General features: G+C 61.6%; 23 protein-coding genes, 1 tRNA gene and 1 pseudogene. All 25 read right to left on the minus strand.

The genetic code is table 11. From position 1 onward, the window contains the following. Positions 1-8 precede the first annotated feature (8 nt). On the minus strand, positions 9-1,205 hold the full coding sequence (locus tag OKW35_RS03385; protein ID WP_090803787.1) for an acyl-CoA dehydrogenase family protein: 1,197 nt from the start codon (positions 1,203-1,205) through the stop codon (positions 9-11). Between the two features lie 48 nt (positions 1,206-1,253). Further along, a complete protein-coding gene (locus OKW35_RS03390; RefSeq protein ID WP_429491494.1) occupies positions 1,254-1,679 on the minus strand; it encodes a DUF1178 family protein in 426 nt (141 codons plus the stop codon). Between the two features lie 216 nt (positions 1,680-1,895). After that, positions 1,896-2,420 (minus strand): helix-turn-helix transcriptional regulator, encoded by a 525-nt coding sequence (locus tag OKW35_RS03395; RefSeq protein ID WP_090803783.1) that lies wholly within the window; start codon positions 2,418-2,420, stop codon positions 1,896-1,898. An 85-nt stretch (positions 2,421-2,505) separates the two neighbouring features. Further along, complete coding sequence (locus OKW35_RS03400; protein WP_090805657.1) at positions 2,506-2,751, minus strand: hypothetical protein; 246 nt, start codon at positions 2,749-2,751, stop codon at positions 2,506-2,508. 305 nt (positions 2,752-3,056) lie between these two features. Continuing rightward, positions 3,057-3,647 (minus strand): NUDIX domain-containing protein, encoded by a 591-nt coding sequence (locus OKW35_RS03405; RefSeq protein ID WP_090803782.1) that lies wholly within the window; start codon positions 3,645-3,647, stop codon positions 3,057-3,059. 45 nt (positions 3,648-3,692) lie between these two features. Further along, positions 3,693-3,989, minus strand: a complete 297-nt coding sequence (locus tag OKW35_RS03410) for a DUF2818 family protein (protein ID WP_018420024.1) — start codon at positions 3,987-3,989, stop codon at positions 3,693-3,695. Further along, a complete protein-coding gene (gene nuoN, locus OKW35_RS03415) occupies positions 3,989-5,461 on the minus strand; it encodes an NADH-quinone oxidoreductase subunit NuoN (protein WP_184028613.1) in 1,473 nt (490 codons plus the stop codon). Before nuoN ends, OKW35_RS03410 begins: the two co-directional genes overlap by 1 nt. A 24-nt stretch (positions 5,462-5,485) precedes the next feature. Further along, positions 5,486-6,976: an NADH-quinone oxidoreductase subunit M gene (locus tag OKW35_RS03420; RefSeq protein ID WP_429551252.1), complete on the minus strand. Its 1,491-nt coding sequence runs from the start codon at positions 6,974-6,976 to the stop codon at positions 5,486-5,488. Between the two features lie 14 nt (positions 6,977-6,990). Beyond that, positions 6,991-9,043, minus strand: a pseudogene (gene nuoL / locus OKW35_RS03425) (NADH-quinone oxidoreductase subunit L). Between the two features lie 17 nt (positions 9,044-9,060). After that, entirely contained in the window at positions 9,061-9,366 is a 306-nt protein-coding gene (gene nuoK, locus OKW35_RS03430; protein WP_187610965.1) for an NADH-quinone oxidoreductase subunit NuoK, read from the minus strand. A 20-nt stretch (positions 9,367-9,386) separates the two neighbouring features. Then, on the minus strand, positions 9,387-10,079 hold the full coding sequence (locus tag OKW35_RS03435; protein ID WP_090803774.1) for an NADH-quinone oxidoreductase subunit J: 693 nt from the start codon (positions 10,077-10,079) through the stop codon (positions 9,387-9,389). Between the two features lie 190 nt (positions 10,080-10,269). Then, positions 10,270-10,758 (minus strand): NADH-quinone oxidoreductase subunit NuoI, encoded by a 489-nt coding sequence (gene nuoI, locus OKW35_RS03440; RefSeq protein ID WP_090803773.1) that lies wholly within the window; start codon positions 10,756-10,758, stop codon positions 10,270-10,272. 15 nt (positions 10,759-10,773) lie between these two features. Beyond that, positions 10,774-11,838 (minus strand): NADH-quinone oxidoreductase subunit NuoH, encoded by a 1,065-nt coding sequence (nuoH, locus tag OKW35_RS03445; protein ID WP_184059318.1) that lies wholly within the window; start codon positions 11,836-11,838, stop codon positions 10,774-10,776. Further along, on the minus strand, positions 11,839-14,172 hold the full coding sequence (gene nuoG / locus OKW35_RS03450; RefSeq protein ID WP_429406814.1) for an NADH-quinone oxidoreductase subunit NuoG: 2,334 nt from the start codon (positions 14,170-14,172) through the stop codon (positions 11,839-11,841). A gap of 128 nt (positions 14,173-14,300) precedes the next feature. Then, the gene (gene nuoF / locus OKW35_RS03455) at positions 14,301-15,629 is read right to left on the minus strand and encodes an NADH-quinone oxidoreductase subunit NuoF (RefSeq protein ID WP_090803768.1); all 1,329 of its coding nucleotides are present in this window, start codon (positions 15,627-15,629) and stop codon (positions 14,301-14,303) included. Further along, the gene (nuoE, locus tag OKW35_RS03460; protein ID WP_184059322.1) at positions 15,626-16,111 is read right to left on the minus strand and encodes an NADH-quinone oxidoreductase subunit NuoE; all 486 of its coding nucleotides are present in this window, start codon (positions 16,109-16,111) and stop codon (positions 15,626-15,628) included. The genes nuoF and nuoE overlap by 4 nt, the downstream gene beginning before the upstream one ends. Before the next feature lie 133 nt (positions 16,112-16,244). Further along, the gene (locus OKW35_RS03465) at positions 16,245-17,498 is read right to left on the minus strand and encodes an NADH-quinone oxidoreductase subunit D (RefSeq protein ID WP_184059324.1); all 1,254 of its coding nucleotides are present in this window, start codon (positions 17,496-17,498) and stop codon (positions 16,245-16,247) included. A gap of 9 nt (positions 17,499-17,507) precedes the next feature. After that, positions 17,508-18,110: an NADH-quinone oxidoreductase subunit C gene (locus OKW35_RS03470; RefSeq protein WP_090803764.1), complete on the minus strand. Its 603-nt coding sequence runs from the start codon at positions 18,108-18,110 to the stop codon at positions 17,508-17,510. A 20-nt stretch (positions 18,111-18,130) separates the two neighbouring features. Next, complete coding sequence (locus OKW35_RS03475) at positions 18,131-18,610, minus strand: NuoB/complex I 20 kDa subunit family protein (RefSeq protein WP_006052903.1); 480 nt, start codon at positions 18,608-18,610, stop codon at positions 18,131-18,133. A 62-nt stretch (positions 18,611-18,672) separates the two neighbouring features. Further along, positions 18,673-19,032 carry an NADH-quinone oxidoreductase subunit A gene (locus OKW35_RS03480; RefSeq protein ID WP_184059326.1) on the minus strand — a complete coding sequence of 120 codons (360 nt, stop codon included), beginning with the start codon at positions 19,030-19,032 and terminating at the stop codon, positions 18,673-18,675. A gap of 158 nt (positions 19,033-19,190) precedes the next feature. Then, positions 19,191-19,275 (minus strand) — tRNA-Leu (locus OKW35_RS03485). Positions 19,276-19,387: 112 nt separating this feature from the next. Continuing rightward, positions 19,388-19,765, minus strand: a complete 378-nt coding sequence (secG, locus tag OKW35_RS03490) for a preprotein translocase subunit SecG (RefSeq protein ID WP_184059328.1) — start codon at positions 19,763-19,765, stop codon at positions 19,388-19,390. Positions 19,766-19,847: 82 nt separating this feature from the next. After that, positions 19,848-20,624: a triose-phosphate isomerase gene (gene tpiA, locus OKW35_RS03495; RefSeq protein WP_184059330.1), complete on the minus strand. Its 777-nt coding sequence runs from the start codon at positions 20,622-20,624 to the stop codon at positions 19,848-19,850. Between the two features lie 165 nt (positions 20,625-20,789). Then, positions 20,790-21,806, minus strand: coding sequence for an NAD(P)H-quinone oxidoreductase (locus tag OKW35_RS03500; protein ID WP_429551253.1), 1,017 nt, complete (start codon positions 21,804-21,806; stop codon positions 20,790-20,792). A gap of 150 nt (positions 21,807-21,956) precedes the next feature. Further along, positions 21,957-24,092, minus strand: coding sequence for a polyribonucleotide nucleotidyltransferase (gene pnp / locus OKW35_RS03505; RefSeq protein ID WP_429356883.1), 2,136 nt, complete (start codon positions 24,090-24,092; stop codon positions 21,957-21,959). Between the last annotated feature and the right edge of the window lie 127 nt (positions 24,093-24,219).

The following is a 24,219-nucleotide window of genomic DNA, read 5'->3' on the forward strand; positions in this document are numbered from 1 at the left end:
GCCGCTCCTCAAAGTCCGAGAATCATCTGCGCGATGATGTTCTTTTGAATTTCGTTCGAGCCGCCGTAAATCGACGTCTTGCGGAAGTTGAAGTAGTACGCGGCAAGCGGCGCGGCATCGTCGTCGCCGGCAAGACTGTGCTCGCGTTCGCCTTCGAGGAACGGCACGTCGAACGGCGCGGCCAGCGGGCCGATTGCTTCGAACATCAGCTCGGTGAGCCCCTGTTGCACTTCCGTGCCCTTGATCTTCAGCATCGACGCTTCCGGGCCCGGGCCGCGACCGCCCGCCTCGTTGGCTACCACCCGTTGCACGGTGACTTCCAGCGCCATCAACTCGATTTCGAGACTCGCTACCTTCGCCGCAAACACCGGATCGTGCAGCAGCGGCTTGCCGTTCTTTTTCTGATTCAGCGCGACACGCTTCAGAAACGCCAGCTCACGCTTCGACGCTCCGACTCGCGCAATGCCGGTACGCTCGTGGCCGAGCAGATATTTCGCATACGTCCAGCCGCGATTTTCTTCGCCGACGAGATTGTCGACCGGCACTTTGACGTCCTCGAAGAACACCTCGTTGACTTCGTGATCTTCGTCGAGCGTGATGATGGGCCGCACCGTGATGCCCGGGGTTTTCATATCGATCAGCAGGAACGAGATGCCCTCCTGCTTTTTGGCGCCGCTGTCGGTGCGCACGAGGCAGAACATCATGTCGGCGTGCTGGCCGAGCGTGGTCCAGGTCTTCTGGCCGTTGACCACGTAATGATCACCGACGCGCTCCGCGCGGGTGCGCAGCGACGCAAGGTCGGAACCCGATCCCGGTTCCGAGTAGCCCTGACACCACCAGTCCGTGCCGTCGAGAATACGCGGCAGATAGTGGCGCTTCTGCGCCTCGTTACCGTACTTCATCAGCACCGGCGCAACCATCGACACACCGAAAGGCAGCACGGAAGGTGCGCCGATACGCGCGCACTCTTCTTCCCAGATATGTCGTTGCGTCGCGTCCCAGCCGGGGCCGCCGTATTCGCGCGGCCACGCGACCGCCGACCAGCCTCGCGTGCCGAGCAGCCTGTGCCAGCTTGCGAAGTCTTCGCGGGAAAGCCGTTTGTGATTGAGAACCTTGTCGCTCAGCTCGCGAGGCAGATTCGCTTCGAGCCAGGCGCGGATGTCGGCGCGGAACGCGTCTTCAGCGGGGGAATAGTCCAGATTCATGCGTAGTGTCTCCTGGCCGCCACCGCCCGGCCGCCTGGAGCCACCGCGCTATTGCAATGGTTCCTTCAGCGCAGCTGGGACCGGCAGCGGCATCACTTCGATGCCTTCCTCGACCAAGGCACGCGCATCCTCCGGTGTCGTGACACCGCGAATACTGCGCACAGGCGCTTCGTTGTAGTGAATGCGTCGTGCTTCCTCGGCGAAGCGGTCGCCCACGTTCTCCGTCTTCTCCAGTACCTCGCGCAGCGCGCGCATCATGTGCGCCTGCATTTGCTCCGCGCCCGCCGGCGCCTTGGAGTCGGTCGCGCCCGACAGATTCAGACGCGGTGCCGAAGGCAAACGGCTCACCTCGTTCGCACCGCAGATCGGACATTCGACGAGCTTGCGGGACTGCTGCGACTCGAAGTCATCGGTCGAAGCGAACCAGCCTTCAAACCGATGGCCATGCGGACACTGTAAATCGAGGACCTTCATATGGAATCAGGGCTTGCGTGCCAGTTTAGCGCAAAATGTAAATTTGTGAACGATCGTTCGCAAAACTTTAGAGCCGGCGTGCAACCGCCAGCGGCCGCAAGGGAATATGACGCGGGTGGGCGATTTTAACGCTTTACGGCAGGTGCTGCCGAAGGCGGCCCGGCTAGTAAGCGGTGCCACATCTGCTCCGCTCTACGGCCCGCTTGCGGCGCACTGCTACGCCACGAGATTGCTCAGTTGACGGCTCACACGCGGTTCAATCTGACGGGCCTCCTTCGTCAGATTGATCTGCTTCGCGAGTTTTGCGACATCCGCCACACCGACCTCAATCTCGTACCCGCCGCGCGCGGTCAGCCATTCGAGCACGTCCGCCAGATGCCAGACCGATGCACTGCCTTCGTGGATCGGTGACGGGAAGTCGATTGCGTTGTTCAGCATCAGCTTGCGCATGTTTTGCCGCGACACGCCGGCCACCTCGGCCACGTCGGTCAGCCCTACGAAGTCAGGTCCCGCCTCGATCAGCTGCGCGGACGGCACCGCACCTTTCACGTCCTTGAGCGCGCTGGTGACAGCCGCGAGCGCGCTCGCGCCTTCACGGGTGAAAAGCAGCCCGAGGCGGCCGGGTTGCCCGACGCCAATCGTGGCGTCGTCGCACCCCGCTTCGCCCAACCGCTCGACGATTGCGTCTGCATCGCATTCTTCCGCGGCGAGGCGATATTTCAACGTGAACACATATTCCATACGTTACTCCTGTCTTCGTTGAGCCCAGGTTGTTGCGATTCCTGCTTGATACCTGCTTGATACCTGCGTGATACCTACGAACCCACTAGCGCCGTGCCGTGCAGTTGCCGACGATGCGCCGCAAGTGCCTGGCGTGATTGCCGGCATTCTTCGGCGTACTCCAGACGCTCGATATACAGAACTCCCCGCAACGACATTCGGCGTCTCTGTACGGGCAATGGATTTTTCCCCACGCATGACCTCTTCCGCCGTCCTGAACGCGCCAGCCGTGCTGCTCCGCGTATGCCAATGCGGCCTCGATCTCTTTCTTCATGTGCCTTGCTCGAACCATCGAGACCTCCAATTTAGTCGCTCCAGCACAGGTTGTCAATTGACAACCTGTGCTGGAGCAGAAATGAGATCACTGCGATTTTTAACTTCAGTCATCCAAAACAGAATCGACGACGAATTCGGTGATCGAGAGGTTCATATTGGCCGGCCGCCGGCGCCACGACGAGCCAGCCAGATGGCATAGGAGACGGCTTATTTTTCGAGCCAGAAAGAAACCGCGAAGCCAATGAAAAGCCCCTGCCGGTCATCGACCAACAGGGGCTCCGTTCACCTGCAACGCGGATCAGCTATCGGGCAGACCCGAACTTATACCGTTTCGGGCGCCTCGGTCGGCCACGTACCCGACAGCACTTTCTCGAGCCAGAAGGTACCGATGATCGTCTTCACATCGGTGATCTTGCCCGTGCGCACCCACTCGGATACCTGCTCCACGGTCGCGGTGAAAAGTTCGAGAAACTCGCCTTCATCGAGATTGCGCTCGCCCGCGGTCAAGCCCCGCGCGAGATAGATATCAATGAATTCGGTCGAGTAAGAAATGATCGGGTGAATCCGAGTCAGGTACACGTACTCGCGCGCGGTATAGCCGGTTTCCTCGCGCAGTTCCCGGACCGCGCAGGCCAGCGCGCCCTCGTTCGGGTCGAGCTTGCCGGCCGGATATTCGACCATCACCTTGCCCATCGGATAGCGATACTGACTTTCGAGCAGCACGCGAGCGTCGTCGAACAAGGGGATCACCATGACGGCGCCCGGATGCTGAACGTATTCGCGCGTTGCCTGTTTGCCGTCGGGCAGTCGGACCGTATCGTACTTGACCGTCATGAACGGTCCTTGATGGACCGTCTTGCTGTCGATACAAGTCTCGGTTAGCGCGGCGTCGTGATTGGGAAGCTCAGCCATGTGCGGACCTCAGAACAGCCAGGCGCGCGCGACGGCGAGACGCCGTCAGCGGCGTTTGACGAGATATTGGAAGGTAAAGCCGGGGAAAGCGAACACGACGAACAGCGCGAACGTGATCGCGTAGAACTGCCAGCCCTGCTCGAAGCGATTTCCCGCGCGCGCTTCGAGCAAAAAGCCCAGCGCGCCGACCACGAAATACAGCACGATCAATTCGGCAATCCGGAGCCAGGCGCTTTTCTTCGCCGCTTTCAACGGCACCGCGGCGAAGAGGCGCTGATTCAGGAACGGCAGGTTGGCGCCGACCAGCGCCAACAGCACGATAAACCAGCCCGCAGCGGACATCAGAGCAGCAGCGTGTGCTGGATCGCCTGCAGGCAGGCGCGCAACAGCGGATCCGGCACGATACCGAGCACCAGCACGGCGACGCCGTTCAACGCGAGCAACGCGCGCGTGCTCGTGTCCGCCACGATCGGCGACTTGTCTTGCGGCTCGTCGAAGTACATCAGCTTGACGATACGCAGGTAGTAGAACGCGCCGAACAGCGACGTGATCACGGCGAGCACGGTGAGCCAGGTCAGGCCGGCGTTCATCGTCGCTTGCAGCACGGCGAGCTTCGCATAGAAGCCGACTGCCGGCGGAATACCCGCGAGCGAGAACATCATGATCATCATCACGAACGCGAATACCGCGCTGCGCTGATTGAGGCCCTTGAAGTCCTCCAGCGTGTCCGCTTCGAAGTCGCGGCGCGCGAGCAGCATGATGACGCCGAACGTGCCGAGCGTCGTGATCAGGTAGACGATGCTGTAGAACATCGCCGAGCCGTACGCGTTCGCGGCGCCCGTGGTCTTCTGGTCGACCACGCCGGCGAGCAGGCCGAGCAGCACGAAGCCCATGTTCGAGATCGCCGAATACGCGAGCATCCGCTTGACGTTGCGCTGCACGATCCCGGTGATGTTGCCGACGATCAGCGACAGCGCCGCCAGAATCACCAGCATCTGCTGCCATTCGACCGCCAGCGGCAGCAGGCCCATTACGAGGAAACGCAGACCCCACGCGAACGCCGCGACCTTCGGGCCGCCGCCGACGATGAGCGTCATCGCCGTCGGTGCGCCCTGGTACACGTCAGGCACCCACATATGGAACGGCACCGCACCCATCTTGAACGCCACGCCCGCCACGATGAAGATGACGCCGAACAGCAGCACGGTCGGATCGTAGTGGCTCGTGCTGATCGCCTTGAACACTTCGTTCAGGTCGAGCGAGCCGGTCGCGCCATACAGCATCGAAACACCATACAGCAGGAAGCCGGAAGCCAGCGCGCCGAGCACGTAGTACTTCATCGCCGCTTCGTTCGACGACGCCACTTCGCGACGCAGCGCGATCACCGCGTACAGCGACAGCGACATCAGTTCCAGACCGAGATACAGCGTCAGGAAGTTATTGCCCGAGATCATCACGATCTGGCCGAGCAGCGAGAACATGCCGAGCAGGAAGAAGTCGCCGCGGAACAGGCTACGGTCTTCGAGGTAGCGACGCGAATAAACGATCGTCACCGCATAGCCGAGCGACACCACTGCCTTCATCACATTGGCGAACGGATCGACCACGTACATGTGATCGAAGAAGTAATGCACTTGAGGGTCGAACGCATTGATCGCGAACCAGATCCCGGCGACGAGCGTCGAGTAGAACGCGATGAAATACGTCGTACGGCGACCCTCCTGGCCGACGAACGTGTCGTTGAGCCACGCGATGACAATGGCGAACATCACCAGTGCGTCGGGCAACAGAGCAGTCATAGGGGCGTTTTGCATGGTCTTAAATTCCTCCGCTCGTCGTTACTGAGGCAACGGCAGCTTCGATTGGGCAACGTGGGAGAGGAGGTTTTCCACGGATACGTGCATCACATCGGTAAAGGGCTTCGGGTACAGGCCCATGAACAGCGTCAGTGCGGCGAGCACAGCCAGCATGAAAAATTCGCGACGGTCGATGTCGAGCAGGTTCTTCACGTGGTCGTTCGCGACCGCGCCGAAGTACACGCGCTTGTACATCCACAGCGTGTAGGCCGCGCCGAGAATCAGCGTGACTGCCGCGCCACTCGCGATCCAGAAGTTGTACTGGACGGAGGCCAGAATCACCATGAATTCGCCGACGAAACCGGAAGTGCCCGGCAAGCCGCAATTCGCCATCGCGAACAGCATCACGAACGCCGCGAACTTCGGCATCACGTTGACGACGCCGCCGTAATCGGCGATCTGACGCGAGTGCATGCGGTCGTACAGTACGCCGATGCACAGGAACATCGCGCCCGACACGAAACCGTGCGAGATCATCTGCACGATCGCGCCTTCCGCGCCGAGCTGATTGAAGATAAAGAAGCCGAGCGTGACAAAGCCCATGTGCGCGATCGACGAATACGCGACCAGTTTCTTCATGTCGGCCTGCACCATCGCGACGAGACCGATGTAGATCACCGCGATCAGCGACAGCGTGATGACGACCGGTGCGAGGAAATGGCTCGCATCAGGCGTGATCGGCAGCGAGAAGCGCAGGAAACCGTACGCACCGAGCTTCAGCATGATCGCGGCCAGCACGACCGAGCCGCCGGTCGGCGCTTCCACGTGCGCGTCCGGCAACCACGTGTGCACCGGCCACATCGGCACCTTCACCGCGAAGGCCAGGAAAAACGCGATAAACAGTAGCACCTGCGGCGTCATCGCGATCTGCGCGTGCTGCCACGTGGCGATGTCGAACGAGCCGGTCTGGTTGTACAGATAGATCAGCGCAACCAGCATCAGCAGCGAGCCCGCCAGCGTGTACAGGAAGAACTTGAATGCCGCGTACACGCGGTTCGCCCCGCCCCACACGCCGATGATGATGTACATCGGGATCAGCGTCGCTTCGAAGAACACGTAGAACAACAGGCCGTCGGCCGCGCTGAACACGCCGACCATGATGCCCGACAGGATCAGGAAGGCCGCGAGGTACTGGCCGACGTTCTTCGTGATCACTTCCCACGCTGCGATCACGACGATCACCGTGATCAACGCGGTCAACGCAACGAACCACATCGAAATGCCGTCCACGCCGAGGTGATACGTGATGTGGAAGCGCTCGATCCAGTTCGCCTGCTCGACGAACTGCAGCTCGGGGGTGCTCGAATCGAAGCTGGTGATCAGTGGCAGCGTGACGAGGAAGCTCAGAACCGAGCCGATCAGCGAAATCCAGCGCGCGGGGGCGGGGTTCTCGTCGTTGCCGATCGCGAGGACCAGCAGACCGAAGAAGATCGGCAACCAGATCGCGATGCTCAGAATCGGATAAGCGTGCATGGGTGTCCCTCGCCTTATTTGCCGCCGAGCGTTACGAACAGGGTCAGGAGCCCCAGCATGCCGATGATCATGGCGAACGCGTAGTGGTAGATGTAGCCGGATTGGAGGAAGCGGATCACGCTCGCGAACCAGCCGATAAAGCGTGCGCTGCCGTTGACGATGCCGTCGATCACGACCACGTCGCCTTCCTTCCACAGACCCCCGGCCAATGGCCACCGCGCCTCGCGCAAACACGACTTCGTTGATCTTGTCCATGTAGTACTTGTTATCGAGCAACGTGTAGATCGGGCCGAATGCGCGCTTGATGACAGCGGGCAGATCCGGACGGACCAGATACAGGAACCATGCGACCACCACGCCTGCGAGCGCGAGCCAAACAGGCAGGCCCGACACCGAGTGCAGACCCATCGACGCCCAGCCCTGGAATTCTTCGGTCATCTCATGCAGCGCCGGATGGTTCTCGCTGATGTAGATCACCTTGTCGAACGCGACGCCGTGCTGGAAGAAGTCGCCGAACAGCATCGGACCGACGCCGATCGCGCCGATCACGATCGACGGAATCGCCAGCAGCACGAGCGGCACCCACACGACCCACGGCGTTTCGTGCGGCTCGTGAGCGTGGTCGTCGTGACCATGACCATGGTCGTCATGCCCATGCGACTCGGCCTCCGCGCCCATCGGCGATTCCGGGTGCTTCGGATTGCGGAAGCGCTCCTCACCGTGGAACACCATGAAATACATACGGAACGAATACAACGCGGTCACGAACACGCTTGCGACCACGGCGAAGTACGCGAAACCCGAGCCTGGCAGATGCGACAGTTTCACCGCGTCGATGATCGAGTCTTTCGAGTAGAAGCCCGAGAAGAACGGCGTGCCGATCAGCGCGAGCGAACCGATCAGCGACGTGATCCACGTAATCGGCATGTACTTGCGCAGGCCGCCCATGTTGCGCATGTCCTGATCGTGATGCATGCCGATGATCACCGAACCCGCGCCGAGGAACAGCAGCGCCTTGAAGAACGCGTGCGTCATCAGGTGAAACACGGCGACCGAATATGCCGACGCGCCGAGCGCGACCGTCATGTAACCGAGCTGCGACAGCGTGGAATAAGCGACCACACGCTTGATGTCGTTCTGGACGATCCCGAGGAAACCCATGAACAGCGCGGTAATCGCACCGATGACCATGACGAACGACAGCGCCGTATCCGACAGTTCGAAGAGCGGGGACATGCGCGTGACCATGAAGATACCGGCCGTCACCATGGTCGCCGCGTGAATCAGCGCGGAGATCGGCGTCGGGCCTTCCATCGAGTCCGGCAGCCACACGTGCAGCGGGAACTGAGCCGACTTACCCATCGCGCCGATGAACAGGCAGATGCAAGCCACCGTCAGCAGGCCCCAGTCGGTACCCGGGAAGTTCAGCGCCGCGAGTTCGGTACGCTTCGCGAAGACTTCGCCGTAGTTCATCGAGCCGGCGAACGCGAACAGCAAACCGATGCCGAGCAGGAAACCGAAGTCGCCGACGCGGTTCACGATAAACGCCTTCATGTTCGCGTAGATCGCACTCTCACGCTTGAAGTAGAAGCCGATCAGCAGGTACGACATGAGACCCACCGCTTCCCAGCCGAAGAACAGCTGCAGGAAGTTGTTGCTCATCACGAGCATCAGCATCGAGAACGTGAACAGCGAGATGTACGAGAAGAAGCGCTGGTAGCCGTCGTCGTCGGCCATGTAGCCGATCGTGTAGATATGCACCATCAGCGACACGAAGTTCACCACGCAGATCATCATCGCGGTCAGCGAGTCGACCAGGAAACCGACTTCGAGCTGGGTCTTGCCGATTGACATCCATTGATAAATGGTCGCGTTGAAGCTCGCGCCGTCCATCACCTGGAAAAAGACCATGACCGACAGGATGAACGAAATCGCGACGCCGAGGATCGTGACCGAATGCGCACCCGCCCGCCCTATTGCCTTGCCGAACAGCCCCGCAATCAGGGAACCAGCGAGCGGTGCCAGCGGAATTGCCAACAGCAGGTTTTCATTGAGTATCGTGGACATAACCGCTTTTCCTGAAATTAACCTTTGAGCTGATCGAGATCCTCGACATTGATCGTGTCGAGACTACGGAACAGGGTCACCAGAATTGCGAGACCGATCGCCGCTTCGGCTGCCGCAACCGTCAGCACGAAGAAGACGAAAATCTGGCCATGCACGTCGCCCAGGTAGTGCGAGAACGCGATGAAATTGGTGTTCACCGCGAGCAGCATCAGTTCGATCGCCATCAGGATGATGATGACGTTGCGGCGGTTCAGGAAAATGCCGACGATGCTGATCGCAAACAGGATCGCGCCGAGGACAAGGTAATGGGCAAGGGTCAACATGATTTCTATCTCCTGTCCGCTCAGCTGTTCTTGGCCGGCGCCGAGTCGGCTGCTGCTGCGGCTGCCGCGGCAGCCGCCTGTTCCGCAGCGAGGGTCGCCGCGGTTTTCTCTGACGGCATCTTCACAACACGCACGCGGTCCTGCACGCGCACCTTGACCTGTGCGCTGACGTTCTGACGCTTGCTGTCCTTCTTGTGGCTCGTGGTCAGCGCGATCGCCGCGATGATGGCAACCAGCAGGATCAGGCCGGCAATTTCGAACGCGAAGATGTAGTCGGTATAGATGACCTTGCCGATCAGGCGCGTGTTCGACCAGTCGCCCATGCCAGCGGCAGCCGCGGCCGTGTCGTGCAGCGCCGTGGTGGTCGCGCCGTAGCCGTGCCACAGGATCAGCGCGGTTTCGATCACGATGATCGCGCCCACCGCCGAGGCCATCGGCACGAAGCGTTTGAAGTCCTTGCGCAGCACGTCGAGATTGACGTCCAGCATCATCACGACGAACAGGAACAGCACCATCACCGCGCCGACGTAGACCAGCACCAGCAGGATCGCGAGGAACTCGGCCTCCAGCAGCATCCAGATCGCCGCTGCGTTGAAGAACGCCAGCACGAGAAACAGTGCGGATGACACCGGGTTGCGCGAGGTGATCACCTTCAGCCCTGAAACCACCAGGAGCAGCGCGAAGATGTAGAACAGTACGGTCGTGAATTCCATGATTACCGGTTCATCGTTAGGCCATCGTCAGGCATTGTTCTTTGGCACCCGTGGCTGGCAAAAGCGGACGAAACCGCCAGAACCGCCACACAGGTGCGCCGTGCCGCGGCGTTCAGGCCGCGGCGGTCGGCCCGACAGCAGGCCGTGTTACTGCTTTTACTGCCGCATTTGCTGCAAGCGGGAAAACGCTTCAACGATACGGTGCGTCGGCTGCCTTGTTGGCGGCGATTTCTGCTTCGTAACGATCGCCAACGGCCAGCAGCATTTCCTTCGTGAAGTAAAGGTCGCCGCGCTTCTCGCCGTGATACTCGAGAATGTGCGTCTCGACGATCGAATCGACCGGGCAGCTTTCTTCGCAGAAACCGCAGAAGATGCACTTGGTCAGGTCGATGTCGTAGCGCGTCGTGCGGCGCGTGTTGTCCGCGCGCGTTTCCGATTCGATTGTGATCGCGAGCGCCGGGCACACTGCTTCGCACAGCTTGCACGCGATGCAGCGCTCTTCGCCGTTTTCATAGCGTCGCAGCGCATGCAGACCGCGGAAACGCGGCGAGATCGGGGTCTTCTCTTCCGGGAACTGCACGGTGATCTTGCGCTGGAACGCGTAGCGTCCGGTCAGCGCGAGGCCTTTCAGGAGTTCCGTGAGGAAGAAAGTCTTGAAGAAGTTTTGGATTGCGGTCATAGGTTCGTCCGCCCTTTATTTCCAGATGTTCAACGGCGACATGATCCAGAAGCCGACCACCACGAGCCACACCACGCAGACCGGAATGAAAATCTTCCAGCCGAGACGCATGATCTGGTCATAGCGGTAGCGCGGGAACGTGGCACGCGCCCAGATGAACACCGACAACAGGAAGAAAACCTTGGCGACGAGCCAGACGATGCCCGGGATGAACGACAGGAACCCGAACGGGGCGCTCCAGCCGCCGAGGAACAGTGTTGCAGCCAATGCCGAGATCACGATCATGTTGATGTACTCGGCGAGGAAGAACAGCGCGAACGCCATACCCGAGTAATCGATCATGTGGCCCGCGACGATTTCCGATTCGCCTTCCACCACGTCGAACGGGTGACGGTTCGTTTCCGCGATGCCCGAGATGAAGTAGACGACGAACATCGGCAGGAGCGGCAGCCAGTTCCACGACAGGAAGTTCAGGCCGTGCGAGGCGAAGAAGCCCTGTTCCTGCGAGCCGACGATGCCCGACAGGTTCAGCGTGCCGGCCGTCATCAGCACGACCACCAGCGCGAAGCCCATCGAGATTTCGTACGAGACCATCTGCGCGGCGGCGCGCATCGCGCCGAGGAACGCGTACTTCGAGTTCGACGCCCAGCCGGCCAGAATCACGCCATACACGCCGATCGACGAGATCGCCATCGCGTATAGCAGACCCGCGTTGATGTCACCGAGCACCGCGCCCGCCTGGAAAGGAATCACCGCCCAGACCGCGAAGGCCGGCACCACCACCATGATCGGCGCGATCACGTAGATCCAGCGGCTTGCTTGAGCGGGCTGGATCACTTCCTTGAGCAGCAGTTTCAGCACGTCGGCGATCGGCTGCAAGAGCCCGGCGGGGCCGACGCGGTTCGGACCGAGACGCACATGCATCCAGCCGATCAGCTTGCGCTCCCACAGGATCAGGTAAGCCACGCACAGCAGGATCGCGACGGCCACCACCAGGATGCGCACGAGCGCCCACACCGTGGGCCATGCCACACCGAGAAGTTGGGCGCCGCCCGAGTTGATCGTATCGAACAAGCTCATTTACGCCTTCTCCACCACCAGTTCACCGAACAGGCTGCCCAGCGCTGCACCGGCAGGCGTAGCCGCCGATACGCGGACGACCGTCTCCGCAAGATTCGCATCGCGCACGGCCGGCAACTGCACCGCTTGCTCGCCCTGACGAACGCGCACCGCGTCGCCCTCTTTCAAACCCAGTTTGTCGAACAGCGCAGCCGGCAGGCCGACCGAATTCGCCGTACGGGCCGCCGCGGTCAGATGCAGCGACTCCGCGCGACGCACGAGCGCATCGGCATGATAGATCGGCACGTTCGCGAGACGTTCGAACTTGCCTTCCGCCGCCTTCGCGGCCTGGCCGCGCGTCACCGCGACGCTGGTGCGGTTCGATAGACGCGACTTCAGCTCGCCGTCGCCGAGCGCGGCCGCACGCACTTCTTCGACCGTGTCGTATTCGAAGCCCGGCGCGCCGAGCAGGCTGCCCAGCACACGCAACACCTTCCAGGCCGGACGCGTGTCGCCGAGCGGACGCACGACGCCGTTGAACGCCTGCACCGTGCCTTCAGCGTTGACGAACGTACCGCCCGTTTCGGTGAACGGCGCGATCGGCAGCAGCACGTCGGCATAGTCGGCGCCGGTCTGGAACGGCGACATCACGACGACCATCTCGGCCTGCTTCAGCGCGGCAAGCGCCTGCGCCGGGTTGGCGGTATCGAATTCCGGCTCGAGATTCAGCAGCAGATAGCCCTTGCGCGGCTGCTCGAACACTTCACGCGCGCTCAGGCCGCCTTCGCCCGGCAGCGCATTCACGAGGTGCGCCCCGACCGTGTTGGCCGCTTCGGTAAGGAAACCGAGCGTTGCGCCGGTTACTTCGGCAATCCATTGCGCCGCGGCGTGGATCGCCGCGAAGTCCGGATGACGAACCGCTTCGTTACCGAGCAGCACGACGCGATGCTCGCCGGTGGTCAGCGATTTCGCGATCTGCTTGTGCGCGTCCGTCGGCTGTGTGCCGGCGAATGCTTCCGGCAATGCGACGCCCTTCGCTTCGCCCACCGCACCGGCGATGCCTGCCAACACCTCGAGCCATGCCGACGGCGCCGCGACCACGCGTTGCGCCTGAGGGATCATCGCGTCGTCGTTGGTGGCCTGGAGCAGCGTAAGTGCCGAACCGCCTCGTGCGACCTGGCGCAAACGCGCGGCGAACAGCGGATGGTCACGGCGCAGATCCGAACCGATCACGAGCGCCGCATCGACGTTCGACAGATCGGCGATCGTGCTGCCGAGCCACGGCGCGCCGGTAACGGGCGCCGAGAAATCAGACTGACGCAGACGGAAGTCGACGTTCGGCGTGCCGACCGCTTGAGCGATCTGCTTCAACAGGAACAGTTCTTCGACGGTGCTGTGCGCGCTCGACAGTGCGGCAAGCGCGTTCGCGCCGTGGTCACTCTTGATGCCCTTCAGACCCTTGACCACGTATTCGAGCGCGGTCTGCCAGTCGGTTTCGACCCACTGGCCGCCTTGCTTGAGCATCGGTTTGGTCAGACGCTCGGGGCTGTTCAGGCCTTCGTACGAGAAGCGGTCCTTGTCCGAGATCCAGCACTCGTTGATCGCCTCGTTTTCGAACGGCAGAACGCGCATCACGCGATTGTTCTTCACCTGCACGATGAGGTTCGCACCGACGGAATCGTGCGGGCTCACCGACTTGCGGCGTGACAGCTCCCACGTACGGGCGCTGTAGCGGAACGGCTTGCTCGTGAGCGCGCCGACCGGGCACAGGTCGATCATGTTGCCCGACAGCTCGGAGTCGACCGTCTTGCCGACGAACGACGTGATTTCCGCATGCTCGCCGCGGCCCAGCATGCCGAGTTCCATCACCCCGGCGATTTCCTGGCCGAAGCGAACGCAACGCGTGCAGTGAATGCAGCGCGACATCTCTTCCATCGAGATCAGCGGACCCACGTTCTTGTGGAACACCACGCGCTTTTCTTCGCTATAGCGTGACGACGACTTGCCGTAACCAACGGCCAGATCCTGCAACTGGCATTCGCCACCCTGATCGCAGATCGGGCAGTCGAGCGGATGGTTGATCAGCAGGAATTCCATCACGGCTTGCTGGCCCTTCACCGCCTTGTCCGACCTGGTGCGCACGATCATGCCGGCCGACACCGGCGTCGCGCACGCGGGCACGGCCTTCGGCATCTTCTCGACATCGACCAGACACATCCGGCAATTGGCCGCAATCGACAGCTTCTTGTGATAGCAGAAGTGAGGAATGTAGGTGTCGACCTTATGCGCAGCCTGGATCACCATGCTGCCTTCAGGCACCTCGACTTTCTTGCCGTCTATTTCCAGTTCAACCATGATGGTCAATCTTCCTTAACCTGTTACCGCTCAATCGTTCGCGTGTTCATCGCCCGCTTCGGGCGATGAATCCTGCGGTTGAGGTGTTCGTCTGGTAGTTATCCGTCAGCCAAACCTGTCGGCCCGACTCAGGCAGCCACGGTTTCGGGCGCCGCCGCCATGCCGGCATGACCGCCGACGAGGCAATGCTTGTGGGCGACGTGATATTCGAATTCGTCCCAGTAGTGCTTGAGCATGCCCCGGACCGGCATCGCGGCCGCGTCGCCGAGCGCGCAGATCGTGCGGCCCATGATGTTTTCCGCGACGGAGTTCAGCAGATCCAGATCTTCCTGGCGGCCGAGACCATGCTCGATACGATGCACGACGCGATACAGCCAGCCCGTGCCTTCACGGCAAGGCGTGCATTGACCGCACGACTCTTCGTAATAGAAGTACGACAGGCGCAGCAGCGAGCGCACCATGCAGCGCGTCTCGTCCATCACGATCACTGCGCCCGAGCCGAGCATCGAGCCGGCCTTCGCGATCGAGTCGTAATCCATGTCGGTCTGCATCATCATCTCGCCCGGTATCACCGGCGCCGACGAACCACCAGGAATCACAGCCTTGATCTTCTTGCCGCCGCGCATGCCGCCGGCGAGTTCCATCAGCGTCGCGAACGGCGTGCCGAGCGGAATTTCGTAATTGCCCGGACGCTCGACGTCGCCCGACACCGAGAAAATCTTCGTGCCGCCGTTGTTCGGCTTGCCGATTTCAAGGTAATTCTGCGGGCCGATGGCGAGCAGGAACGGCACCGCCGCGAACGTTTCGGTGTTGTTGATCGTGGTCGGCTTGCCGTACACGCCAAAGCTCGCCGGGAACGGCGGCTTGAAGCGCGGCTGCCCCTTCTTGCCCTCGATCGATTCGAGCAGCGCGGTTTCTTCGCCACAGATGTACGCGCCGTAACCGTGATGCGCATGCAGCTCAAACGAAAAGCCAGAGCCCATGATGTTGTCGCCGAGGAACCCGGCGCGGCGAGCTTCTTCCAACGCTTCTTCGAAGCGCTTATAGACTTCCCAGATTTCGCCGTGAATATAGTTGTAGCCGACCGTGATGCCCATCGCGTACGCGCCGATCGCCATACCTTCGATCAGCGAATGCGGATTGAAGCGCAGAATGTCGCGGTCCTTGAACGTACCCGGCTCGCCCTCGTCCGAATTACAGACGAGGTACTTCTGGCCCGGGAACTGACGCGGCATGAAGCTCCACTTCAGACCGGTCGGGAAGCCCGCGCCGCCGCGGCCGCGCAGACCCGACGCCTTGACGTCGGCGATCACCTGCTCGGGCGCGATCTTTTCTTCCAGGATACGGCGCAGCTGGGCGTAACCGCCGCGCGCCACGTAATCTTCGAGATGCCAGTTGTCGCCGTTCAGGCCGGCGAGAATCAGCGGTTTGATGTGACGATCGTGTAAAGACGTCATTTCGAAAGTTCCTCGAGCAGCTGGTCGATCTTCTCGCGGCTCATGAAGCTGCACATGCGTTGGTTGTTCACCAGCATCACGGGCGCGTCGCCGCACGAACCCATGCACTCACCCTCTTTCAGCGTGAATTTGCCATCGTGCGTGGTTTCGCCGAAGTCGATGCCGAGCTTCTGCTTCAGGTATTCAGCGGCGCTTTCGGAACCGCCGTCCGGGCCGAGCTGGCACGGCAGGTTCGTACAGAGCGTGATCTTGAACTTGCCGACCGGCGAGGTCTCATACATCGTGTAGAAGGTCGCTACCTCCTGCACGGCGATTGCCGGCATGCCGAGATAATCCGCGACGAACTGCATGAGTTCGGGCGACAGCCAGCCATGCTCCGTTTGAGCAATGGCCAACGCCGACATCACGGCGGACTGTTTCTGATCCGCGGGGTACTTTGCGACCGCACGATCGATTTCTTTCAGGCCTTCAGCTGAGATCATTTTCAGACACGACTCTTTCAATTCCTACCGAACGAAAACCTGTCGCTCACGTCAAACTGCGACAGACCCGGCGTTCCTTTGCTTGACCCGCGTGGCGGTGCGACGACCGCAGACGCGCGTCGATGAATACGTCCTAGCGATCCACTTCGCCGAACACGATGTCCTGCGTGCCGATGATCGTCACGGCGTCGGCGATCATGTGGCCGCGCGCCATTTCGTCGAGCGCGGACAGGTGCGCATAGCCCGGGGCGCGGATCTTCAAACGATACGGCTTGTTGGCGCCGTCCGAGATCAGATAGATGCCGAACTCGCCCTTCGGATGTTCGACTGCGGCATACGCCTCGCCTTCGGGCACATGGAAGCCTTCGGTGAACAGCTTGAAGTGGTGGATCAGATCTTCCATGTTCGACTTCATGCCGACGCGCGACGGCGGCGCAACCTTGTGATTGTCCGTCATTACCGGGCCCGGATTTTTGCGCAGCCACTCAATGCACTGTTTCGCGATACGCGTGGACTGGCGCATTTCTTCGACGCGCACCAGATAGCGGTCATAGCAGTCGCCATTCACGCCGACCGGAATGTCGAAGTCGAGCTTGTCATAAACCTCATACGGCTGCTTCTTGCGCAGATCCCACTCGATCCCCGAGCCACGCAGCATCGCGCCGGTCATGCCGAGCTGCAGCGCGCGCTCCGGGCTGACCACGCCGATACCAACCAGACGCTGCTTCCAGATCCGGTTGTCGGTGAGCAGCGTTTCGTATTCGTCGACACACTTCGGGAAGCGCATAAAGAAGTCGTCGATGAAGTCGAGCAGCGAACCCTGACGGTTTTCGTTCATCTTCGACAACGCCTTCGCATTGCGAATCTTCGACGCCTTGTATTGCGGCATTGCGTCAGGCAGATCGCGATAGACGCCGCCCGGGCGATAGTAGGCCGCGTGCATGCGCGCGCCCGACACCGCCTCGTACACGTCCATCAGGTCTTCGCGCTCGCGGAACGCATACAGGAACACCGCCATCGCACCGACGTCGAGCGCGTGCGAGCCAATCCACATCAGGTGATTCAACACGCGCGTGACTTCGTCGAACAGCACACGAATGTATTGCGCGCGCAGCGGCACGTCGATGCCGAGCAGCTTTTCAATGGCGAGCACGTAGCCGTGCTCGTTGGCCATCATCGACACGTAGTCGAGACGGTCCATGTACGGCACCGACTGGATGAACGTCTTGCTTTCGGCGAGCTTTTCAGTCGCGCGATGCAGCAGACCGATGTGCGGATCGGCGCGTTGGATCACTTCGCCGTCGAGTTCGAGCACGAGACGCAACACACCGTGCGCTGCCGGGTGCTGCGGACCAAAGTTGAGCGTGTAGTTCTTGATCTCTGCCATGACGTTCTCTTAGTGTTTCAGACCGCCATAGCGATCCTCGCGGATCACGCGCGGCGTGATTTCCCGCGGCTCGATCGTCACCGGCTGATAAACGACGCGCTTCTCTTCCGGGTCGTAACGCATCTCGACGTAGCCGGAGACCGGGAAATCCTTGCGGAACGGATGACCGATGAAACCGTAGTCGGTCAGAATGCGGCGCAGGTCCGGGTGGCCTTCGAAGACGATGCCGTACAGGTCGAACGCTTCGCGCTCGTACCAGTTGACCGAATTCCAGATATCGACGACGGACGGCAGGATCGGCATGTCGTCGTCCGGCGCGAACACGCGCAGCCGCAGACGCCAGTTATTTTGTACCGACAGCAGATGCAGCACTGCCGCAAAACGCGGGCCGTCGTAAGCGCCTTCGGCATAGGTCTGATAATCGACGCCGCACAGGTCGACACACTGCTCGAATCCGAGCGAGCGATCGTCGCGCAGACGCTTTGCCACGTTGAGATAGTCGCCGGCCTTGACGACGATCGTCAATTCACCGACCGACTCGGTCACGCTCAACAGGAGGCCGCCAAAGGCCGCCTCGAGGTTCGCTTTCAGGGTCTCGAGTTTGCTTGCCATATTGTGGGGAGGCGTTGGCCTTATTGACGGGCGATGGTGTTAGTGCGGCGAATCTTGGCTTGCAGCTGGATCACGCCGTATACCAGCGCTTCCGCCGTGGGCGGACAACCCGGCACGTACACATCGACCGGGACGATCCGGTCGCAGCCGCGCACCACCGAGTACGAGTAGTGGTAATAGCCACCGCCGTTCGCGCATGAGCCCATCGAGATCACCCACCGCGGCTCCGCCATCTGGTCGTAAACCTTGCGCAGAGCGGGCGCCATCTTGTTGCACAGCGTGCCGGCGACGATCATCACGTCCGACTGACGCGGACTCGGACGAAACACCACGCCGAAACGGTCGAGATCATAACGGGCAGCGCCCGCATGCATCATCTCGACCGCGCAGCACGCAAGACCGAACGTCATCGGCCACAGCGAGCCGGTGCGCGTCCAGTTGATCAGTTTGTCCGCCGTAGTGGTGACAAACCCTTCCTTCAAGACCCCTTCGATACTCATTTGCTTTCCACTCCAGACGGGGCGGCAAGCCTGGCCACCCACGCAAACCGGCGATTAATCCATCATTCCCAGTCGAGGCCGCCCTTCTTCCAGATGTAGGCAAAGCCAAGCAGGAACTCGAGCAGGAAAATCATCATTGCCGTGAACCCAGTCCAGCCGATGTCACGCAACGCCACGCCCCACGGGAACAGGAATGCGGTCTCAAGGTCGAAAATGATGAAGAGAATGGCGACGAGGTAGTAGCGCACGTCGAATTTCATGCGCGCATCTTCGAATGCTTCGAAGCCGCACTCGTACGGTGCGTTTTTCTCGGTGTCGGGCTTGTTGGGACCGAGGAGCTTGCCAATACTGACCAGTGCTACGCCTAAACCGGTGCCCACAATAAGGAACAGCAAAACGGGGAAATAGGCTGCGAGGTTCAAGACAATCCTCAATCGGTTGGTTCTGAGTGCCGTCAGGAGCATAGCACCCCTGACGCGAAATCACTTCCTCAACGCGCATGACGTAAGCTGTACAGCGATACGCCAGAAGTGAAAATGCCAGCCGAAGCGAAGCAAACGGCTGGCATTTAGATAACATTTGGTGCCGACGGCGAGACTCGAACTCGCACAGCTTTCGCCACTACCCCCTCAAGATAGCGTGTCTACCAATTTCACCACGTCGGCACTATATGCAATCCGGGAAAACAACTTGCAAAACCCGCGAATCGCTTCAAGACTTGAATTGTAACTTGCTTAAGCAGATTGTTCAACGCACAAGACCACGTCCGCCGAAAATTTATTTCGGCACGCCCGTCGCCGGAACCGACGCAGGCGAAGCCGGCGCTGCCGCCACCGGGGCCGAGCCCGCAGCCGGCGCCGAAGCCGCGACCGGCGCAGTAGCTGCCGCGCCCAGCACGCCTGCCGACGGCTTCACGTGATACGCACCAAGGTAAGTGAGTGCCAGTGTCGTGGCAAAGAACAGCGCTGCGAGCACTGCCGTGGTACGCGACAGGAAGTTCGCCGAACCCGTCGCACCGAACAGGCTACCCGACGCGCCGCTGCCGAAAGCCGCGCCCATATCGGCACCTTTGCCGTGCTGCAGCAACACAAGTCCGATGACCCCGAACGCCGACAACAACTGAACGACGATAATCAATGTTTTCAAATACAGCATCACACTCACCTGAGTCTTTATTTAACCGCGCCGCACACTGTGTGTTGCGCGAAATGGAGTCATCCTCGCCGAGACGCCCAGCTTAACCAGCTACGCTGGTCGCAGCGGCCGCCTTGCAGATCGCCAGGAAATCCTGATCTTTCAACGACGCGCCGCCGATCAGGCCGCCGTCGATATCGAGCTGACGGAACAGTTCTTCCGCGTTGTCCGGCTTAACGCTGCCGCCGTATAGCAACGGCACGTCCGCCGCACCCTTGGCCGCGAGACGTGCGCGCAGGAACCCATGCACGGCCTGCGCCTGTGCCGCCGATGCGCTCTTGCCGGTGCCAATTGCCCACACCGGCTCATACGCGACGACGAGGCGAGCCGCTTCCTGAGCCGACAGCTTCGCGAGCACCTCGTCGAGCTGACCGCCGACGACCTGCTCGGTGCAATCCGCTTCGCGTTCTTCGAGCGTTTCGCCGACGCACACGATCGGCGTCAAACCCGCCTCGAGCACACGCTGCGCTTTCACCGCGACCAGTTCGGCGCTTTCGCGGTGATACGCGCGGCGCTCCGAGTGCCCGACGATCGCAAACGTGGCGCCGAAGTCCGTCACCATCGGCGCAGCCACTTCGCCGGTATAGGCGCCATGCGTGAACGCGGACACGTCCTGCACGCCCCACACGACCGGGCTGCCTTCGAGCAGCGACTGAGTCTGCCCGAGATAGAGGCTCGGCACGCACACACCGACGCGCACGTCGGCCGGCAATTCACTGGCGCCCTGTGCCACTGCCTGCAGCAACGCGGCGTTCGCGGCGAGCCGCCCATGCATCTTCCAGTTACCGACTACCAGTTTGGCTCGTTGTTGATTCGACATCGTCTCGTATTGTCCTGTCTTGCCAGTCCGGCCTGCTGCCGGCGGACTTCGCTCGCGCCTCGCTGCAGTTCGTTCCTGCGCTCGCGGCCCGCCCGTCGGATTGATCCGGCGCGCGCAAAACGCGCAATTTTACTGCGTGGGGTGGATCGGGTCAAACCGATGACGTCAAGCCTCCTGACCCCACGTCAACACGATCTTGCCGACGTGCGTGCCGCTTTCCATCAGCGCATGCGCGTCGGCAGCCTGGGCGGCCGGAAACACGCGATGCACGACCGGCTTGATGCGCCCAGCTTCGAGATGCGGCCACACGCGCTCCTTCAGTTGCGCGGCGATCTGCGCCTTGAACTCGATCGGCCGTGGTCGCAGCGTCGAACCGGTCACCGTCAGACGGCGACGCAACACTTCGTTCAGGTTCAGCTCCGCCTTCGCGCCGCCGAGCAGCGCAATTAGTACGATACGGCCACCGTCGGCGAGAGCCGACAATTCGCGCGGCACGTAGCTGCCTGCCACCATGTCGAGGATCACGTCGACGCCACGATCGTTGGTCAGCGACTTGATGACTTCGACGAAATCTTCAGTCCTGTAGTTGATCGCGCGTTCGGCGCCGAGCGCTTCGCACGCGCGACACTTTTCGTCCGAGCCCGCGGTCGCGAACACACGGAAGCCGAGCGCGTGCGCAATCTGGATCGCCGTCACGCCGATGCCGCTCGAACCACCCTGCACGAGCAGCGTTTCATTCGCACCGCCCTCGCCCTGGCCGAGCTGCGCGCGATTGAAGACGTTGCTCCACACCGTGAAAAAAGTCTCGGGCAGCGAAGCCGCTTCGATATCCGACAACCCCGTCGGCACCGGCAGGCATTGCAGCAGCGGCGCGGCCGCATATTCCGCGTAGCCGCCGCCCGCGAGCAGCGCGCACACGCGATCGCCGATCTTCAGACCAAACGGGTTGCTCTTCGCGTCGATCGTGCCGCCGACGATCTCGCCCGCCACCTCCAGCCCCGGCAGATCCGACGCTCCCGGCGGCGGCGCATAGCCGCCCTTGCGCTGAAACACGTCCGGACGATTGATGCCGGATGCCGCCACCTTGATCAGCACCTCGCCAGCCTTGAGCTGCGGCGTCGGACGCTCCGCCAGCTTGAGGACTTCCGGCGCACCGAATTCAGTGATTTCGATCGCTTTCATCTGCGTCAACTCCAAGATTGGATTGCGTTACCTACCCGTTGCTGCCGTCTGCCGTAGCGCACCGCTGCGATTCGAATGCGCAACGCAATCCATCCTGCATGAAAAACGGCCGGCGCGCATGACACGGCCGGCCGTTTGTCCGCTACCGCCTTACTGCGGCGTCGGCTCGCCTTGCGGCGCGTCGTTCAGCAATGCCTTCGCCGACAGACGCACACGACCCTTCTCGTCCGTCTGGATGACCTTGACCTTCACCTGCTGGCCATCCTTCAGATAGTCGTTGATGTCCTTGATGCGCTCGTTCGCGATCTCGGAGATATGCAGCAGACCATCCTTACCCGGCAGGATGTTCACGATCGCGCCGAAGTCGAGCAGCTTGAGCACGGTGCCTTCGTACACCTGGCCCACTTCGACTTCCATCGTGATCGCTTCGATACGACGCTTCGCTTCGGCCATGCCTTCGCTGTTCGTGCTCGCGATCGTGACGACGCCGTCATCCGAAATGTCGATCGTCGTGCCGGTTTCTTCGGTGAGCGCGCGGATCACCGAGCCGCCCTTGCCGATCACGTCGCGAATCTTTTCCGGGTTGATCTTGATCGTGATCATGCGCGGTGCGAACTCCGACAGTTGGGTGTTCGCGCCGGCCACGGCCGAGGTCATCTTGCCGAGGATGTGCATGCGGCCTTCCTTCGCCTGCGCGAGCGCGACCTGCATGATTTCCTTCGTGATGCCCTGAATCTTGATGTCCATCTGCAGCGCGGTCACGCCTTGTTCCGTACCCGCGACCTTGAAGTCCATGTCGCCGAGGTGATCTTCGTCGCCGAGAATGTCGGTCAGCACCGCGAAGCGATTACCTTCGAGGATCAGGCCCATCGCGATACCGGCGACGTGCGCCTTCATCGGCACGCCGGCGTCCATCAGCGCGAGGCAACCGCCGCACACCGAAGCCATCGACGACGATCCGTTCGACTCGGTGATTTCCGACACGACGCGGATCGAGTAGCCGAACTCGTCGGCGCTCGGCAGGCACGCGACGAGCGCGCGCTTGGCGAGACGGCCGTGACCGATTTCACGGCGCTTCGGCGAACCGACGCGGCCCGTTTCGCCCGTCGCGAACGGAGGCATGTTGTAGTGGAGCATGAAGCGTTCGCGGTACTCGCCTTCGAGCGCGTCGATGTTTTGCTCGTCGCCCTTCGTGCCGAGCGTCGCGACCACCATCGCCTGCGTCTCGCCGCGCGTGAACAGCGCCGAGCCGTGGGTACGCGGCAGCACGCCGGTGCGGATTTCGATCGGGCGCACGGTGCGCGTGTCGCGGCCGTCGATACGCGGCTCGCCGTTCAGGATCTGCGTACGGACGATCTTCGCTTCGATGTCGAACAGCACGTTGCCGACCGACGCCTTGTCGGCCGCCACGGTGCCCGCTGCCGCCGCTTCTTCCTCGAGCTTCGCCGAGGTCGCCGCGTAGACTTCCTTCAGCTTGGTCGAGCGAGCCTGCTTGTCGCGGATCTGGTACGCGGCGAGCAGTTCGGCTTGCGCAAATTCGGTCACGCGTGCGATCAGCGCTTCGTTCTTCGCGGCCGGCTGCCAGTCCCACTCGGGCTTGCCGCCTTCGCGGACGAGTTCGTGGATCGCGTCGATCGCGGTCTGCATCTGTTCATGACCGAACACGACGGCGCCGAGCATCACTTCTTCGCTCAATTGCTGCGCTTCCGATTCGACCATCAGCACCGCGCGTTCCGTGCCGGCGACGACGAGGTCGAGTGCCGATTCCTTCATCTGCGGACGCGTCGGGTTCAGCACGTATTCGTTGTTGATGTAGGCCACGCGCGCCGCGCCGACCGGGCCGTTGAACGGCAGACCGGACACCGCGAGCGCCGCCGAGGCGCCGATCAGCGCAGGGATGTCGGCGGGGATTTCCGGATTCAGCGACAGCACGTGAATCACGACCTGCACTTCGTTGTAGAAGCCTTCCGGGAAGAGCGGACGCAGCGGACGGTCGATCAGGCGCGAGATCAGCGTCTCGCCTTCCGACGGACGGCCTTCGCGACGGAAGAAGCCACCCGGGATCTTGCCGGCGGCGTAAGTCTTTTCGATGTAATCGACGGTGAGGGGGAAGAAGTCCTGGCCCGGCTTCGCGGTCTTCGCGCCGACCACGGTGGCGAGCACCACGGTATCTTCGACGTCGACGATCACCGCGCCGCCCGCCTGGCGAGCGATTTCACCGGTTTCGAGGCGAACGTTGTGCTGCCCCCACTTAAACTCTTTGACGATCTTATTGAACATAGTCATTGCTTTTCCTCATCGTAATGCCGCGCGGACCGGAGCGGCGCGGCAACGCCAGGCCGGCGCCGCATGGGAAGAGTCGTGCTATGCCATTCCAGAGAGCCACGTGCTGCGACTGCGCGCGAACCGCTGG

It is taken from the genome of Paraburkholderia sp. MM5477-R1, assembly GCF_050436385.1.
GTDB lineage: Bacteria > Pseudomonadota > Gammaproteobacteria > Burkholderiales > Burkholderiaceae > Paraburkholderia > Paraburkholderia tuberum.